The 15,525-nt window shown below is 63.6% G+C and carries 17 protein-coding genes; 11 read left to right on the forward strand and 6 right to left on the reverse strand.

Annotated features, from left to right (window positions below):
• Nucleotides 1-405 precede the first annotated feature (405 nt).
• From ACIRPX_RS16055 to ACIRPX_RS16065, 3 genes are all read left to right on the forward strand, one after another.
• Complete coding sequence (locus ACIRPX_RS16055) at nt 406-597, forward strand: hypothetical protein (protein ID WP_404194028.1); 192 nt, start codon at nt 406-408, stop codon at nt 595-597.
• A 159-nt stretch (nt 598-756) separates the two neighbouring features.
• On the forward strand, nt 757-1,308 hold the full coding sequence (locus tag ACIRPX_RS16060; RefSeq protein ID WP_404194031.1) for a hypothetical protein: 552 nt from the start codon (nt 757-759) through the stop codon (nt 1,306-1,308).
• A 3-nt stretch (nt 1,309-1,311) separates the two neighbouring features.
• Nucleotides 1,312-1,569 (forward strand): hypothetical protein, encoded by a 258-nt coding sequence (locus ACIRPX_RS16065; RefSeq protein ID WP_404194033.1) that lies wholly within the window; start codon nt 1,312-1,314, stop codon nt 1,567-1,569.
• A 42-nt stretch (nt 1,570-1,611) separates the two neighbouring features.
• Here the strand turns inward: ACIRPX_RS16065 and ACIRPX_RS16070 are convergent, their stop codons facing one another.
• Entirely contained in the window at nt 1,612-2,385 is a 774-nt protein-coding gene (locus ACIRPX_RS16070) for a hypothetical protein (protein ID WP_404194035.1), read from the reverse strand.
• A 104-nt stretch (nt 2,386-2,489) separates the two neighbouring features.
• Here ACIRPX_RS16070 and ACIRPX_RS16075 point away from each other — a divergent pair, with 104 nt between their 5' ends.
• Entirely contained in the window at nt 2,490-3,161 is a 672-nt protein-coding gene (locus tag ACIRPX_RS16075) for a hypothetical protein (RefSeq protein ID WP_404194037.1), read from the forward strand.
• A gap of 11 nt (nt 3,162-3,172) precedes the next feature.
• On the opposite strand, the gene ACIRPX_RS16080 is transcribed toward ACIRPX_RS16075, so the two are convergent.
• The gene (locus ACIRPX_RS16080; protein WP_404194039.1) at nt 3,173-4,024 is read right to left on the reverse strand and encodes a helix-turn-helix domain-containing protein; all 852 of its coding nucleotides are present in this window, start codon (nt 4,022-4,024) and stop codon (nt 3,173-3,175) included.
• A 10-nt stretch (nt 4,025-4,034) separates the two neighbouring features.
• Nucleotides 4,035-4,784 (reverse strand): DUF6879 family protein, encoded by a 750-nt coding sequence (locus ACIRPX_RS16085; protein WP_404194042.1) that lies wholly within the window; start codon nt 4,782-4,784, stop codon nt 4,035-4,037.
• A gap of 174 nt (nt 4,785-4,958) precedes the next feature.
• On the opposite strand from ACIRPX_RS16085, the gene ACIRPX_RS16090 reads away from it, so the two are divergent.
• The 3 genes from ACIRPX_RS16090 (at nt 4,959) to ACIRPX_RS16100 (ending at nt 6,228) form a co-directional block, all read left to right on the forward strand.
• Nucleotides 4,959-5,177: a hypothetical protein gene (locus ACIRPX_RS16090; RefSeq protein ID WP_404194045.1), complete on the forward strand. Its 219-nt coding sequence runs from the start codon at nt 4,959-4,961 to the stop codon at nt 5,175-5,177.
• Nucleotides 5,177-5,404, forward strand: a complete 228-nt coding sequence (locus tag ACIRPX_RS16095) for a hypothetical protein (protein WP_404194268.1) — start codon at nt 5,177-5,179, stop codon at nt 5,402-5,404. The genes ACIRPX_RS16090 and ACIRPX_RS16095 overlap by 1 nt, the downstream gene beginning before the upstream one ends.
• Nucleotides 5,405-5,985: 581 nt before the next feature.
• Nucleotides 5,986-6,228 (forward strand): hypothetical protein, encoded by a 243-nt coding sequence (locus ACIRPX_RS16100; protein WP_404194047.1) that lies wholly within the window; start codon nt 5,986-5,988, stop codon nt 6,226-6,228.
• A gap of 39 nt (nt 6,229-6,267) precedes the next feature.
• Here ACIRPX_RS16100 and ACIRPX_RS16105 read toward each other — a convergent pair whose 3' ends face one another.
• Both ACIRPX_RS16105 and ACIRPX_RS16110 read right to left on the reverse strand, forming a co-directional pair.
• A complete protein-coding gene (locus ACIRPX_RS16105; protein WP_404194050.1) occupies nt 6,268-7,410 on the reverse strand; it encodes a hypothetical protein in 1,143 nt (380 codons plus the stop codon).
• Between the two features lie 197 nt (nt 7,411-7,607).
• Nucleotides 7,608-9,449 carry a pentapeptide repeat-containing protein gene (locus tag ACIRPX_RS16110; RefSeq protein ID WP_404194271.1) on the reverse strand — a complete coding sequence of 614 codons (1,842 nt, stop codon included), beginning with the start codon at nt 9,447-9,449 and terminating at the stop codon, nt 7,608-7,610.
• Nucleotides 9,450-9,615: 166 nt separating this feature from the next.
• On the opposite strand from ACIRPX_RS16110, the gene ACIRPX_RS16115 reads away from it, so the two are divergent.
• Nucleotides 9,616-10,563: a tyrosine-type recombinase/integrase gene (locus tag ACIRPX_RS16115; RefSeq protein WP_404194052.1), complete on the forward strand. Its 948-nt coding sequence runs from the start codon at nt 9,616-9,618 to the stop codon at nt 10,561-10,563.
• 197 nt (nt 10,564-10,760) lie between these two features.
• Nucleotides 10,761-11,111, forward strand: coding sequence for a hypothetical protein (locus ACIRPX_RS16120; RefSeq protein WP_404194054.1), 351 nt, complete (start codon nt 10,761-10,763; stop codon nt 11,109-11,111).
• Nucleotides 11,112-11,304: 193 nt separating this feature from the next.
• Here ACIRPX_RS16120 and ACIRPX_RS16125 read toward each other — a convergent pair whose 3' ends face one another.
• Entirely contained in the window at nt 11,305-12,231 is a 927-nt protein-coding gene (locus tag ACIRPX_RS16125; RefSeq protein ID WP_404194057.1) for a DUF3027 domain-containing protein, read from the reverse strand.
• Nucleotides 12,232-12,809: 578 nt separating this feature from the next.
• Here ACIRPX_RS16125 and ACIRPX_RS16130 point away from each other — a divergent pair.
• Both ACIRPX_RS16130 and ACIRPX_RS16135 read left to right on the forward strand, forming a co-directional pair.
• The gene (locus tag ACIRPX_RS16130; protein WP_404194059.1) at nt 12,810-14,330 is read left to right on the forward strand and encodes an N-6 DNA methylase; all 1,521 of its coding nucleotides are present in this window, start codon (nt 12,810-12,812) and stop codon (nt 14,328-14,330) included.
• Nucleotides 14,327-15,520 carry a restriction endonuclease subunit S gene (locus ACIRPX_RS16135; protein WP_404194062.1) on the forward strand — a complete coding sequence of 398 codons (1,194 nt, stop codon included), beginning with the start codon at nt 14,327-14,329 and terminating at the stop codon, nt 15,518-15,520. Before ACIRPX_RS16130 ends, ACIRPX_RS16135 begins: the two co-directional genes overlap by 4 nt.
• Nucleotides 15,521-15,525: the final 5 nt, after the last annotated feature.

Consider the following 15,525-nt stretch of genomic DNA (forward strand, 5'->3'; position numbering starts at 1 on the left):
GTGCGCCCGGGACCTTTCTCCCGAACCATCACTCCGCTTCAGAGGAGCCGGATGACCTACCCCGACCGCAAGGAACAGTTATCCCGGAATGCCGCGCCTTACCTCGGAGCAACTCACGAAAGGGTAGACCATGCAGAGCAGAGAAAACCTGATTGAGGCCTACGACGACGCCCGTGTGGAGCACGACCGGGCGCACCTAGAAGCGTGGCTGACCCGCCGTCGTGTGCGGTTGGCGGAGCTACCCGGCGACGTGCAGAAGACCATGGAGACCAAGGCCCGGATCCGGGCTACGGAGCGCGAGGTACGCAGGACTGAGAACGCGTGCAAGGTGGCAGGTTGGGCGTTACTGCGGCCCCCAGCGACTGCGTACCTGGCACGCCACCGGGGCCGGTTAGAGCGGGTCGCGTGATTCTCATGAGGAACCCCTACTTCGAGCGCCGGGAGCGACTGCAGGAGGAGTATCGAACTGCTGTGTATCAGCTGGCCCTCGCGGACGAGACGGACGACGAGCCGCGGAAGCGGATGGCGCGGAGACAGGTGAAGGATGCCGTCCAGGGGCTGCGGTCCATCGGCATCAACCCGATACGGGGGCGGTAGGGGCTTACGAAGGATTTGCGCCGAAGGGCTCCCGGCGCCAACAGGGCCGCCCTTACTATGCGGTGCACGGGCCCGAGCGGCGCCTTCCCACCATTCGGCTCGAACGTTCGTTGCACATATAGAAAACGAGGGCGAATGAACCCCAATACACTGCTTCTAGTGGCTGCGGCCGTCACCATTGGTGCTGGATATGTTGGAGCCTTGATTGTGGTGTTTCGCCGCTTGCGTGCGGGGACGCTTCACTCGTTGCAAGTTACTCTACCTGGCTTTCGATTGGTCTGGGATTCCCGTGATCAGAGTTACAGGCTTCGTACGCCAGTCGGCACCTTCTCCGTTAACGGAGAGCCTCCAATTAGTTCGCCGGAGGGCTATGCCGCCAAAGTGGAAAATCTTACGGAGCAGGCTCGAAAGGCAGCAAATGAAGTCGATCGCGCCCTTGGGGAGATGGAGTCTGCCCTGGGTTCGCGAAAATCGGCAATTGCTGAACTTGAATCACAACTGTCGACACTCAAAGACAGCGAACAGCAGCTGAGCGAGCGCATCAAGAATCTCGAATCCGTTGAGCCTGAAGCCGCGCGAGAGTTCGTCAATTTGATGGATAAGAGTCTATCGAAGCGAGAAAAGCAGGGGGTCAAGCGAGATCTCTACCTGTTTGCCTTGGGGGTCGTCTGCACCATTATTGTGTCTGCAATCTTTTTTGCTCTGAGTTAAGGGTTGCAGGGAATCAAGGTGTTAATTCCGGCTCTCGTCTCGGCAAAGGTATTCGGGCCGTTGAATCTTTCTATCGGTGTCAAGGTGCTGATCTTCGTGATCTGCCTCCTGTTCTCCGCGCTGTCGGCTGGCTCAGTCCACAAGCCAGGGTCGCGCAAACGTGATGCGGTCCTCTTCGCGGGCGGAGCCTTCATCGGAGTCATGACGCTGTGCTTGGCGGTAATGGGCGCCCTCGGGGTGCTGTCCGGCGGGCCCGTCTGAACGTGCGGAAGCCTCGGAGATTGACACTCCGGGGCTTTTCGGTCAGTCGGCCGGCTCGCCGGGGCTCTCCCTGGACTGGTCGCCGGGCAGCAGACGGTTGAACATCGTGTCGGCGTCAGGCTGGATGTTCAACGCCTTGAGAGCAGCTGCGGAGTTGAGACGGTCCTTGGCGTCCTTGTCTTCAACGCGGTCGATAAAAGTCGTCGCAGTTTCCAGTTGGTGATCAGCGTCAATCTTGGCCTCATTGACCTCGGCAGCCTTGGTGAGGTTCGCCATGGTGCGCTTAGAGTGCAGCGCGAGCGCGCCACCCCCGGTCGTGATCAAGACGCCCGACAGGCCCGTCACAAGCGGCACATAGCCGTTGGAGCTGCCCGCATGGATTAGCGCCAGAACCGCCCCCACAAGGATGACTACCGCACCGGCGGTCATGAAGTACACGCTCAGGCGGAAGGTCCACTCGGCCTGTTTCATCGCTTGCTTCAGGAACTCGAAGTGGAACTTTTGTCGCTGCGCGGCCAGGCTCGGCGTGGTCGTTATGGCGCCGACTTGAACACCTGCGGAGCCCTGGATAAAGATGTTGCGGACCTCACCCGCGGACTGCACTACCTGCTGCTGCGGAGCGCCGGCGTCACGTAGCTGCAGTAGCTCTCTGAGGACCTTCCTAGTGAACCGACGGGTCGTGGCTGAGCAGTCAAGCAGTTCCATCACGTCGAGCAGGGCAGGCGGCGACGGCTGATCCTGTCGACGAGACGGTCGCTGCTGGGATATGCCGTCGTTCTCCTCGTGGGGGTCGCTCTCGTCTGTGGTTATCGCCATGCGCGGCACCCCGATCACACCAACTGACTCGTACGCCAACTCCCTTCAGCGTAGCGCCGGGTATGGACCCTCACGCAGGGCCGCAGCGGGCTAACGTCAGTTCCGTGCCCCATCTCTTGACGCGTGACAACGTCACCCTGGCCACTGCGGTCCTGGCGCTACTCGTGAGCGCACTGGCAGTGGCCTACACCCACCTTCAGCTACGGCTGGCCAAACAGGTTCGACGCGAGCAGTCAGAGCCCTACGTCATCGTAGATATCGCGCCGCGAAGTCCGACTTCCTCGATGATCTGCCTGAGCATCACCAACAGCGGTCCCACCATGGCGCGTGACGTGCAACTGTACGTCTCCCCGCCTCTCCGGAGCAGTCTCGGCACCGAGTATGAGCAGGCTCTTGCCGGGGTCATCGCGCGCAAGATCAAATCGATTCCTCCTGGCCGGACCATCATCTACAACCTGGACGTAGCCTTTAACGTGCTCGACCCCACACACGGCCTTCCGCTCGTCTACACCTTTCGGGTCGAGGCGACCGGTCCCTTCGGCGCAGTAGAGCCACTTGAATACGTAGTTGACCTGAGCGTTTGGCAGTACAGCGCTTACAACCGCGAGACGGTAGAGGGGCAACTTACGGAGATCGCCCAGTCGGTGAAAAAGATCGCCAACAAAGGCACGTGGACTGTTGTCACACGGCCCAGTCGGCAAGGCATCCAGCAGCCGCAGCCAGCCAGCAGCAGCAGCGACGATGATTCGGCTCCCCCGGCCACACCCGCACCTTGACGACCAGGTTGTCAACGGGGGTTCAGAGCACGACGGGCGGCGTTGATGAGGCTGCGGGCGTCGGAGCCGTAGACCGCAGACTCCTTTAAGGTGCGCCAGACCTTCAGGTAGGTGGCGATGCTGTCCGAGTCGTTCAGCCACAGCTCGGCGTGCCAGTCCTCGGTGATTACGAGCCGCTCGTCCAGGACCCAGAAGCCGTTCGCAGGGGGGACCTTGAGCGACGCTCCGAGAGGGATGATCCCGAGTTCCACAGTATCCATCCCGATGATGCCGGCGAGGCGGTCGAGCTGGCTGGCGAGAACAGGTGGCGGACAGAGCAGAGCGCGCAGGGCGGCCTCCCACACGAGGGCGTGCAGCCTCCGCCCCGCCCGGTAGAGCCACTCCTGGCGCCTCATTCGGGAGCGGACGGCGGCATCGGTGTCGCGCACCGAGTTCTGAAGATCCGCGTACCGCAGGAATATATGCCGGGCGTAATCGGCGGTCTGCAACATGCCGGGGATGACGGATTCTTCCCAGGTGTAGATGACCGTGGTCCGGTCGATCTCCAGGTTCCAGCTGTCCTGCACCGGCTTGTGCCCGGCGGCGAGTTGACGACGCCAGGAGCGGATGTGGGACTCGAACCCCTTGAGGCGGGCGTCCAGTTCGTCGAAGGCCTGGGGTCGTCCGACGCCGTCCGCCCAAGCTCGGAGGTCTTCGGGCGTGGCGGTCTGCCTGCCGTTTTCCAGCTTGTAGATCTTGGAGTGCGGCCAGCTGAGCCGCTGGGCGAGTTGCGGGCCGGTGAGCCGTCCTCCGTGGGCCGAGAGGCGTAGTTCCCGGAGACGTACGCCGAGCGCTTCCCGGGCCTGCTGGTAGTCCGTGCTCACCGGCGGCTCATCAATTCTTGTTCAGACGGGCGGCGAACTCGCCGCAGGGGACGGCGCCGTGCATTGCAGCGTCGCGGAGCTGGACGTACCTCAGCACCTCGGCGGGCTCGGTGATGATCTCAACGTCGTGGAACACGTCCTCCTCGTCGAAGTTGAGGCGGGCAACCATACGGCTATCGAAGATCCAGAAGTCCTCGTTCCCCAGCAAGCGGGCCTCGGCTTGGCTTCGGAGTAGGCAGCGGATGTCCTCTCCGGCCGCCATGTTCCGGGGCGAGTCGGCGAGGAGGAACAGCTGGCCTTCGGTCGGCGGTTCGTCAACGATCCGGACCCGCCCGACCGACTTCCCGGCGAGGGTCTGCGTGCGGATGTTCCTGGACCAGTCGTCGTCGTAGTCGAGGGTGATGCTGCCGGTCTCGATGAACTCTGCGTAGGTGGGGTCTTCGCGATCGGAGGCGTAACCGCGCCGAGTCTCCAGACGCCAGGCCGTGTGCTCGAAGGTGCCGAAGAGTTGGCCGAACTCGTCCGGGGCGATGATCTCCGGCACGCGCTCCAGCTCCTTGGGGCCGTGGTTGACGAGCAGTTCGCGTGGCACGACCACCGCCGCGTCGTTGGGACCGAAGTGCTTCAGGCGGGCGAGGTCGGCGGGTTCGGTGAGTGGCGGGCCCTGCACGATGATCTCGCCGGACTCGACGTCCTCATGTACGGCAGGGCATCCACCGTTCTTGCTGTCGGTGCCGTTGAAACGCAGTCGTCGGGCCATGGTTGTCTCCCTCGGAGTAGAGGTGTGCCGCCCCCAGCATCGACAGGTCCGAAGTCACGTACTACAGCGTGTGCGCTACGCCATGAGACCACAAGAGAACAATGAGCCCGAGCGCGAGAACATTCGAGAACATTGGATGGCTGGCGCCATTGCCCGGCTCCTACGGTCCTGTTCATGCCCACGAACACAGCCGACTGGCGCAATGCGCCTGACACCGACCCTCACGAGGCAGTCGAAGCCCTGCGGGCAGCGCTGGACCGAGCGGGGATCGTCCTGCCGTCGCTGGGCGCAGACTTCGCCAACCCAGACCTGAAGCTCGTCGAGCTGGGGCGCGTCCGGGCAGACGTCGCCGTATGCCTGGCACAAGCTCTCCAAAGTGGGGACCGCGAATGATGCAACATCACAAGGACGCCCTGGTCGTCGACACCATGCGGGACAGGCTTGGTTACGTCATGGGGCACGAGGGCCCCTACCTTCAGCTCCGGCCGGTGACCGGTGGACGTGAATGGGACGCCGAGCCGGCACACGTCCGCGACGCCACCGAAGACGAATGTCTGCAAGCGATGCGCGAACGCGCCCGCGCCCTCAACGCGGCCAGCACCGGAGGGACGTTCAGGTGATCGCGCAGGCCGCCGATACCTCGACCATGTCCCCGGAGTGTGCACTGGCCCAGCAGCGGGGCTACGAGGATCTGCACGACGAGTGTCGACAGACTCAGGATGTTCCCTTCCCCCACGGCCACGGCCTCCTGCTCGTCCCTCGCTGCACCTGCCCCCACCATCGCTACGCTCATGCTCGGTGATGTATCGGCTCACCTGAGCATCCATCAGCTCTATCCAAACTCGACAGAGGTGGGACTTCCTTGCGCTGCCTGAGCTACCCTGGATTGCGGTGGGCTGGGGTCCAAGCCAGCCACTGCCCAGGAATGGCCTGCCTGTCTCGCGACGAACATCGCGCGCATGTGGGGCTCACGGCACCACTGCATGGTTGAGGGCCAACCCTCGCCTAGACGCAGGCAGGGGTCCCGGTGAGGCACATGGGCTGAGCAGGACACTCAGAACCAATTGGGGCGGATAGAAGTCGCCCACAACGAGAACATCCGCGTCCGCGTCTATGCAGATGTCTCGGTCCGAACCGTGAGGGTTCGGATCGAGGCTGCCTGCGCACCCGATCCGACCCATGACAGGGAAGGTCAGGATCGGTGGACGGCACCGCCATCATCATCATTCTCGCCGTCGCTGGCGTGGTCACCTTCTTGCTCTATGTGATCAAGGGCGTGCTCGACCAGCTCCCCGACCTCTTCGAATCCGCCCGTAAGGCGCTTGAGGCATGGGAACGGCTGACCAAGAAGAACGACGAGGCTCCGCAACCGGACGAGACCGAGGAGCGGCCGCCCCCGGTGGTCCCCCCGGCGGACGACGAGGAGCCGCCCGCAGCCGCGTAAGGCCGCAAGGTCTCCCGCTTCATCCGGCGGGAGACCTGTTCACAGGGCGTCAATCACGTGGCACAGAACCCGGTTCAGCCACCTGCGAGGTGGTACGTCTTCCATGCCCAGTTGGTCAGGCTTCTTGCCGATAGGCCGGTGCAGAGCGTCGTCCCCCAACGTCCGGGAGTCCCTCAACTGCCTCGCAAACGCCCCGTCCGTCTGTCCCCACTTGAAGTTGCTCGCCGCCTGCTTGAAATCAGGCACTCCGAGCACGGGCGGAATGTGGTCGAGGATCGCCCTCAGCAACGCGAGGCAGGAGTAAGGGTTCTGGGCCGCGAAGTTGCTGTTCAGCTCGCGAATGAGCTGAATCAGCTTGATCACGTCCCACGGGGTGGTGTCCTGCTTGTCCTCCAACTCCTCGATCAGCGAGGTGTCGACGTACACGGGGGCCGGGGGATGCGGCTCAGGTGCAGGCGACTTCTCCGGCTCCGAGTTGAAGCCCGTCACGGAGGCGGGCAGCTGGCGCACGATGACCGGTTGCGGAAGGCGAAGACTGGGGCCGGTGTGCACAGGCCCGCCCCCGATCACCACCGGTTCCGGCATCAGCTCCGTCACCCGGGCCACGTACGACTTCACATCGTTGATACCTGCGTAGCGAGAGACATTGCGGCCCAGGTCTCGAATCCACTCGCCGTCCTCAGTCCACTTCGAACCGCCCCAGGTGGGCGGCTCGTGAGTCAGGATCTCTGGCAACCGAGCCACAAACTGGTCGCTGATTGATGGCACTGCTTGCTTGATCAACTCGGCCGTGTAGGTGGCCCGTACGACCTTGTCTGGCTCCAGAGGGGCGGCGCGATAGATCTCCACCAGCTTCCGCAGGATGTTCAAAAACGGGTGCGCCATGACGGCCATCAGCGATGGAACATGAAGCGCAGCAGCCACGGTCAGGGCTGGCTTCTCTTCGTCCTGGATGTAGCCGGTGAGGGGGTACCAGACCAGGCCATAGGTCGCCGTGCTCATCGGAACCTTCAACTGCGGCAGGGACTGGATCAGCTCGTCAGCGTCCAGGCCCTCCTCACGGTTGAGGGTCTCCCTGACGAAGTACCACGTCGGCCAGTTGCCGGTCCTGATGTAGGGGTCGGCCATGGTGTGAAGCAACAGCAGCTGGTCAGGACTGAGCGGGGCAAGCAGGTCGGTCACTGGTCATCCGATCACAAGTACCATGAAGGTGACGAACATCGTACTGACGGCGACCTACAGCCGGCGCCAGGATTGTGTGTGGGTGCTCCGGGCTCCGCAGAGGGTTGCAAGAGCCTCAGGAGCGGTCTCCTTCGGGTCGTCGCGTGCGCAGCTCCGCGAAGATCACAGCGGTTCACAGGACGTCAGACACCGGTGGGTCAGCGTTTGACGCGGCTGCGGATGGCCAGTACCGCAAGGCCCAAAAGAGCGGGCTCCGTCAGGCGGGAGGTCATCTCAATGTAGGTGCCAGCGGTGGTCAGGTCTTGGTCCGCAGAGCGGAAAACCACCGAGTTGAGTGTGACGTTCAGGGCCTTCTCGAAGCGCACGCCGGTGAACCGATTGCCTGTGGGGTTGCGGGGATCAGCCTTGTCGATCTGGAAGGTGACCTTGCCGCCGCTGGGCGGCACCGTGCCGGTCGCTTCCTGCTGTGGAGAGTCCTGGGGGAGTCCGAAACCCATCAGCAGCACGATGGTGACGAACATGGCGGCGCCCAGCCATGCAAGAGCCCGAGAAGCACGCATACCGTAGCCGGACAGGGCCCAGTAAGCGGTCAGAAGCCTTCGCTCGCTTCCGGGGATGTCGCCAGCGTGACGGCGCATTTCCATCTCCCCGTAATAGAAGTCGGCGGCACCGGGCTCGTGTTTGCCATCCTCGAACGCTTTGCGCAATGCTCGGTACACAGGCGCCAGTTGCAACGGCCCGACACGTCCGGCGCCGAGGACGGCTACGTTCCAGCCTCGGACCGCCCCCCGCTGGCTGGCACGCCAGTGGTGTTCTTCGGCGAGGGTGCGGCGCTCGGTGAACCGTACGGGAGGCCAACGTCGCCAGTGCACGGCGGGCGGGACGGTGGCGAACGTACATGCGCCTTCCAGGCGTAGTTGGTCCAGGTGGACTGTGCCGACGAACAAGCATCTCGACAGATCGATGTCAGCCAGGACCAGGTGGGCCGCATCCACGCCGCGCAGCGATGCCAACTTCACCACAGGATCAAACGCACTCGCGAGGGAAGTCTCTGCCAACTGCTGGCCGTCGGCGAGAACGAAGGGATCGGGCTCCGCAGCGATGGTGAGGGGGTACTCGAAAACCGCATGAGCGAAGTCCACTGTGGCGTAGCGCAGGCGTACCTCAGCCGTGGAGGTCCAGCGAGTCCGACGGCACTCCAGGCGCTGCGCAGCAAACGAGAGGGTCACTGGGCTGCCGAATGTCGCGCCGGACAGCAGCACCCGCCTGGCACATGCCAACGGCCCAAAGCTGATTGCTTTCTCGAAGGTCGCCGACACGAACAAGGCATCGCGCTCGAAGGTTGCCGCCCCGAACCCAGCGGCACCCTTGAAGGTGACTGACGCGAACCCTGCGAAGCCTTCGAAAGTCACCGAGTGGAACCAGGCGCCCCGCTCGAAGGTCGCCAACCGGAACTCGGCGCCGCCCTTGAAGGTCGTCGACTGGAACCCGACGCCGCCCTTGAAGGTCGCCAACCGAAAGCGTGCGGAGCCTTCAAAGGTCACCGAATCGAACCGGGTGACGTCTTCGAACGACGTCGATTCAAACCCGGCGGTGTCCTCGAAAACTGCCGAGTGGAACGACGCGACGCTCTTGAAGGTAGCTGACTTGAACATCGCGACGTTCTTGAAAGTCGCTGAGTCGAACGACGCGGCGCCCTCGAAAATCGCCGCCTCGAAACCGACGCGACCCTCGAAGGTCGCCGAGCTGAACTTGGCTTCGCCCAAGTGGGCGTGTCCGGTTGCGGGGTCGCGAAGCGCATGAAGGAGGGCATCGAGCATGGGGTCGGTGAAGGACGTGCCGCGGTGGTCAATGTCAGCGCCAGGCGTCAGGCCGGCCAGGTAGGCGTCGCGGTCGGGGTCGGCCAGGTGGACGAGGCATGCAGCGTGACCGGGGACGTGGTTACCACGGCAGCCAACCGCATCTTCCGGGGTGGTGCCGTGACCGCAGTACGGCCATGCACGCAAGGGCAGAGACGGTTCGGGGCTTGGGTGTGCCATACCCGAAGGACGATCGAGCACGGCCGAATAGTTGCCCACCTGCCTCCGATGCTCGGTGATCTGTCGCAGCAAGGGAAGGATAATCACTGTTATCCTTCCGCTTGTGGATGAGCCGTCAACAAGCCTACTGAGCACGGCAGTTGCATCGGTGGCGACCGCACAAGCGGTGGAATCCGAGGAAGCCGAGAAGGCTCGAACCACCCTGGAGATCCATTACTCGGACGACCTGCCTCGACTCGTCTCAGCCTGGCTGATGTCCAAGCGCTCCGCGCACACCCGGCGCTCCTACGCCCGAGGCTTCCGTAACTGGGAGGCCTTCTGCCGCTCCATCGACACCCACCCCATGGCTGCACGCCGGCCACACGCCGACGCATACATGCGAAGCCTGGAAACCTCCGGTGTGCCACCGACCAGCGTGGCGCACGCCCTCTCCACCGCCAGCTCGTTCTACCGGTACGCGATCAGCATCGAGGCGACCGACCGCAACCCCTTCGCCGACGTCGATCGGCCGACGATCGACCCGGACCACTCCGCAACCGAGGGTTTGACCGAGAAAGAGATGGCGCGACTGATAGCCGCTGCCTGGGAGCTATCGCCCCGTGCATACGCTCTGGTGTTGCTGCTCTACACCCTCGGCCTGCGGGTGGACGGCGCACTGTCCGCCGACGTGTCCTCCCTCGGTTATGACCGCGGCCACCGCACGCTGACCACCACCAAGAAGGGCGGTCTCACAACGAAGTTGCCGCTGCCGCCCATCACAGTCGACGCCCTTGACGGCTACCTGGCAGGCCGGACGGAGGGGCCTCTGTTCATCACCCGTACTGGGGCCCGGCTGCGCGAGCCTGAGGTGTGGAAGATGCTGCGCCGCCTGGCCAAGCGGGCTGACCTGCCGCAGGCCAACACGATCCACCCGCACGTGCTGCGGCACGGGTTCATCACCGACGCCCTCGACCAGGGTGTTCCGCTACATATTGTCCAAGACGCCGCTGGCCACAAGGATCCGCGCACCACCCAGCGGTACAACCGGGCCCGTCGCCGGTTGGACGGGCACCCCGCGTACACCGTGGCGGCGTCAATGGCGGGCCGGTTGGATCACCATGACGACGGCGGGTGAGCCGCCAGTCGGAGGTGGACAGCTCCGTATGCTTGCCCACAGCGGCCGTACGTCGGGCAGTGAGGATCCCCATGCGACTGAGCTCAGCTATTCCCGATGCCTACGCCGCAGCGCCGGCACGCAGGTTGAGGCAGATCGCCTCAGCAGCGCACACCGAGGTCAGCGAGCGACGCGGTGAGGTTGTCCGGGCTGTAACTATGGAGGATGACCTGCCAGCCGAACCGCTACGTCAACTGATTGCCGCGGATCAGTGGCACCAGGTGTGGCGACGCGTTGCTGAGCACGTTGACGACGAGATCCTGCTGGTAGGCACCGTCTATGAGCAGATCAATAAAGCCCCCGACGGGCTCTTGGTGATGGTTGCTCGCGGCATGCGCACTGAACTGAGTCAGAAATTGCAGGCCATTCCGACAAGTCCACGGCCGCAGTCTGGTGTCGACCAGGAGATTGCGTACCAGCGCCGGACAGCTCAAGCGCGCTACCTGGCGGAGACTTTCTTCCTGGACGACGTGCCCACGGTGGAGAGCCTCGGAGATGACGCCTCCTGATTGGCCGTCATGTGCCATTAGATAGTCAGGACTTGCCTTCCTCCGGCCCTCCGGTAAAAGCCCTCAGCCGATCGTGATACGGCGTCAGTGGCAGGTGGACTGGACCATCGTGATGATGGAGGCTGAGCCTTCAGCCGGGCGTGCTCGTCGCCGCCAGGCGGAGGTACCCGCGCTCCCGCACCCCGAGGCTGCCCTACGAGTGCCCCAACTCCGCCATGTCCTCCTCTGCCACCGCGGGCACGGAGCCGGAGTCCGCCGCCGGTCGAAGGGGGAACGGCTCGACCCTGGTCTCGTCGATGACCGGCGGGGGCGGGACCGGGGGCTTGGGCATGACCGCCGCCTCCGAGTGGCCTCCGCAGCCGTAGGCGAGGGAGACCACGCGGCCGTCGGCCGGGGAGAACTCGTTCGCGCAGACACCGAAGGCCTGGCCGAGCGAGCCGCCGATCGGCTGCAGGAAGCCGCAGCTGACGCAGGACGCGGGGGCCGCCTGGGCCATCGGCGTCTTCGCGCCGTACGCCTCCTCCCAGCGGTCCGCGGCGATGTGCAGGCCGTAGCGCGACAGGACCCGGGAGCGGCGCATGCCGAGTTCCTCGGCCACCGACGCGATCGTGCCGCGGGTCGGGACGACCGGAAGGTTCGCCGGGGTGCCCCCGGTGACCTCCGCGTCCTCGGCCTCGACCAGCTCCGCCATCTCCTCGGAGACCGGGGAGGCCGGCGGCGGCTCGTCCTCGCCGGAGTAGCCAGGCTCCAGGCGCAGATCCTCGGCGCCGGTGGGCAGCAGATCGCCCGGCCCCATGTCGCCGGGGCGCAGCCGCTCGCTCCACGGCACCCACTCCGGGGCGAGCAGCGCGTCGGGACCGGGCAGCAGCACGACCTCGTCCAGGGTCACGATCTTCGCGCGGGACGCGCGCGCCACCGTGACCGCCCAACGCCAGCCGCGGTACCCGAGCTCCTTGCACTCGAAGAAGTGCGTGACGACCCGGTCTCCCTCGGAGACCAGTCCGGAGTGCTCCCCCACCACACCGGGCGCGGCGGCCTCCTCGGCGGCGGCGCGGGCGAGGTCGACGGCCTCGGCACACAGGCGGTCGGGGGTGCGGCTTCGCGTTGTCGCTGCGCTCACAGGTATCGCTTCTCTCCTACGCCGTCACTCGGGTGCGCCGGCCTGAAGGCGGCGGGAGCGGACGGAGCGGACCGAAGGACCGCGTCGACGTCCACACCCGATCGCACTCGGGCGCACCTACGTCATCCATTCTGCGGTATACACGTAAGGCGCATGGCCGAGAACGTTCGCCACGGCGCTACGCACGCACGCTACCTTCTCGCAGCCGCTCGGCCTACACCGACGGTTGATCCACGGCCGCTCGGCGAGTGAGTGCACAGTCCTGGGGTGCGTCGGGGGGCGGGCCAGCCTGGGGGAGACGCGTACACGGGGGTCCGGTCACCCCGCGACAAGTCCGCCCGTCAGGGGCAGTCGGCCCGATCCGTGCCGCAGCGGCGCTAGCGGCGGTCGTCTCGGGGCACTGCACCGGAGCGGCATTTCGACGTTGTCACGCGCGAGTCCGAGGAGTAAAGCTCTCCAGGTGCTTGTCAGGGTTGGCACGAACCGTGCTGCTGCGGTGCGGCCGGCTCGGGGGTAGGGCTGCGACCTTGCCCAGGACTCCGTGTGAGTTGTCAGCGGGGTCCGCTAGCCTTCGGGCTGTGATTACGGGTGAGCTGAAGAGCAAGATTGACCGCGTCTGGGACGCCTTCTGGTCGGGCGGGATCTCGAACCCGCTGGAGGTGATCGAGCAGATCACCTACCTGATGTTCATTCGCCGCCTGGACGACCTTCAGAAGGCGAAGGAGAACAAGGCCAACCGGACGGGTCTGGCGATCGAGCACCCGATCTACACCGCCGAGACGGGCCGGTTCCGTTGGTCGCGCTTCACCAACGAAGCGCCGGAGACAATGCTCGCTCTGGTGCGGGACGAGGTCTTCCCCTGGCTGCGGAATCTTGGTGGCGAGAACTCGACGTACTCCCATCACATGAAGGACGCACGGTTCACGATCACTACTTCGAACCTGCTGACAAAGGTCGTCGACATGCTCGACGAGATCCCACTCGGTGATCGGGACGTCAAGGGCGACCTGTACGAGTACATGCTCGGCAAGATCGCGACGGCGGGGCACAACGGACAATTCCGTACGCCTCGGCACATTATCCGTCTCATGGTGGAGATGACGGCGCCAGGACCCAAGGACGAAATCTGCGACCCGGCTTGCGGCACGGCGGGCTTCCTTGTCGCTTCGGCGGAGTACGTCAGTCAGACGCACCACGAGGCGTTGCTGGAGCCGGTTCAGCGTCAGCACTTCAACGAGAGCATGTTCCACGGCTTTGACTTCGACAGCACCATGCTGCGAATTGGGTCGATGAATATGCTCCTGCATGAGGTGGAGAGCCCGGACATCCGTTACCGCGACTCGCTCGCTGAGAGCGCGGCCGGTGAAGGGGAACGGTACTCATTGATCCTGGCCAACCCGCCGTTCGCGGGCAGCCTGGACTACGACGCAACGGCGAAGGACTTGCAGGCTGTCGTCAAAACGAAGAAGACTGAGCTACTGTTCTTGGCGCTCTTCCTCCGCTTGCTCAAGCCGGGTGGCCGTGCTGCGGTCATCGTGCCGGATGGCGTGCTCTTCGGCTCGACCAAGGCCCACAAGGACCTACGAAAGATCCTTGTCGAGGATCACAAGCTGGACGCCGTGGTGAAGCTGCCGGGTGGCGTATTCAAGCCCTACGCTGGGGTGTCGACGGCGATTCTGTTCTTCACCAAGACCAACAGCGGCGGCACAGACAACGTCTGGTTCTACGAGGTCACCGCAGACGGCTGGAGTCTTGACGACAAGCGCGCCCCGTTGCTTGAAGAGGGCAAGCTCGGCCCCATCCCGGTAGTGGGTGAACTGACTCAGGCCGAGCACGAGAAAAACAACCTCCCTGACGTTCTCCGTCGCTGGCAGCTCCGGAATGGGACCGAGCAGGAGCGCGGCCGGACTGAGCAGAGCTTCTGCGTTCCCAAGGCGGACATTGAGGCCCAGGGGTACGACCTGAGCCTCAACCGCTACAAGGAAGTTGTCTACGAAGAAGTCGAGCACCGAACACCAACCGAGATCCTGGAAGAACTTGCCCGCATCGAGGCGGAGATTCAGCAGGGAATGAGCGAGCTGAAAGGGATGCTTGGATGACCGCGGTGCCTCTGGGTGAGCTCTTCTTGTTGATTCGCAACGGAATGAATGTTCGGCAAGATAAGTCGGGTGATGGGATTCCAATCACACGCATTGAAACGATTTCGAAATCGATTGTTGACCCAAGCAGAGTTGGCTATGCCGGGATCATCCCAGGAGTCGCAGACGAATGGCTGCTTCGGGCTGGAGATATTCTCTTTAGTCATATCAATAGTGTTGAGCATGTCGGCAAATGTGCCCTCTACGAGGGGGAGCCGAAGCAACTCATTCATGGCATGAATTTGCTCTGCCTGCGATGCGATCCCAGTCGCCTTGCGCCTGAATATGCGGTGCACCTTCTCCGAACCTCAGGATTTCGCGCGAAGCTTCTCCCCAATGTTAAGAGGGCCGTGAACCAGGCGAGTGTTTCTATCAGGGATCTGAGTCGGATTCCTGTGGATGTTCCCTCGCTTCCGAGGCAGCGCCAGATTGCCGCTGCGCTGGATAGGATTGACGCACTGTACGCAAAGCGTCGACAGGCCATCGCGCTACTCGATGACCTTACTGAGTCCGTCTTTCGAGACATGTTTGGGAATCCAGCGACTAATTCTCGGGGGTGGGAAAGGAAGCGACTCGGGAGTCTGGGTCGGGTTGTCACGGGAAATACGCCCTCGCGGACCCAAGCTGAAAATTACGGGGGGCGGATTGAGTGGATCAAGTCTGACAATATCCGCCGTGACGCGATTTATCTGACTGAAGCATCCGAGCGACTCTCGGAGGTCGGAATGAGAAAGGCGCGATTCGTCGGCCCTGGCTCGTTGCTTGTCACCTGCATCGCGGGAAGTCCTTCCAGTATTGGAAATGTTGCTATTGCGGACCGTGAAGTGGCCTTCAATCAGCAAATCAATGCCTTCACTCCTTCCGATGGGAATCCTCTCTTCTATTATTTTTTGCTCCGCTTGGTCAAATCGATGGTGTTGGAGAAGTCGACCGGTGGCATGAAGGGACTTGTGAGCAAATCGCGCTTCGAGTCGATCGCGTTGATCGACCCTCCGCTTGCTCTGAAGGAGGAATTTTCACTTAAGGTACGAGCCGCCTTGGCGGTGAGAGATGCTCAGCGCTCCCAGAATCTAGAACTGGACGCGCTATTTGCCTCCGTTCGTCATCGCGCTTTTCGCGGTGAATTGTGGGGCGAGGGTCAGGTCGCCTGAGTAGT

The organism is Streptomyces sp. NPDC101225, from assembly GCF_044767585.1.
Classification (GTDB): Bacteria; Actinomycetota; Actinomycetes; order Streptomycetales; family Streptomycetaceae; genus Streptomyces.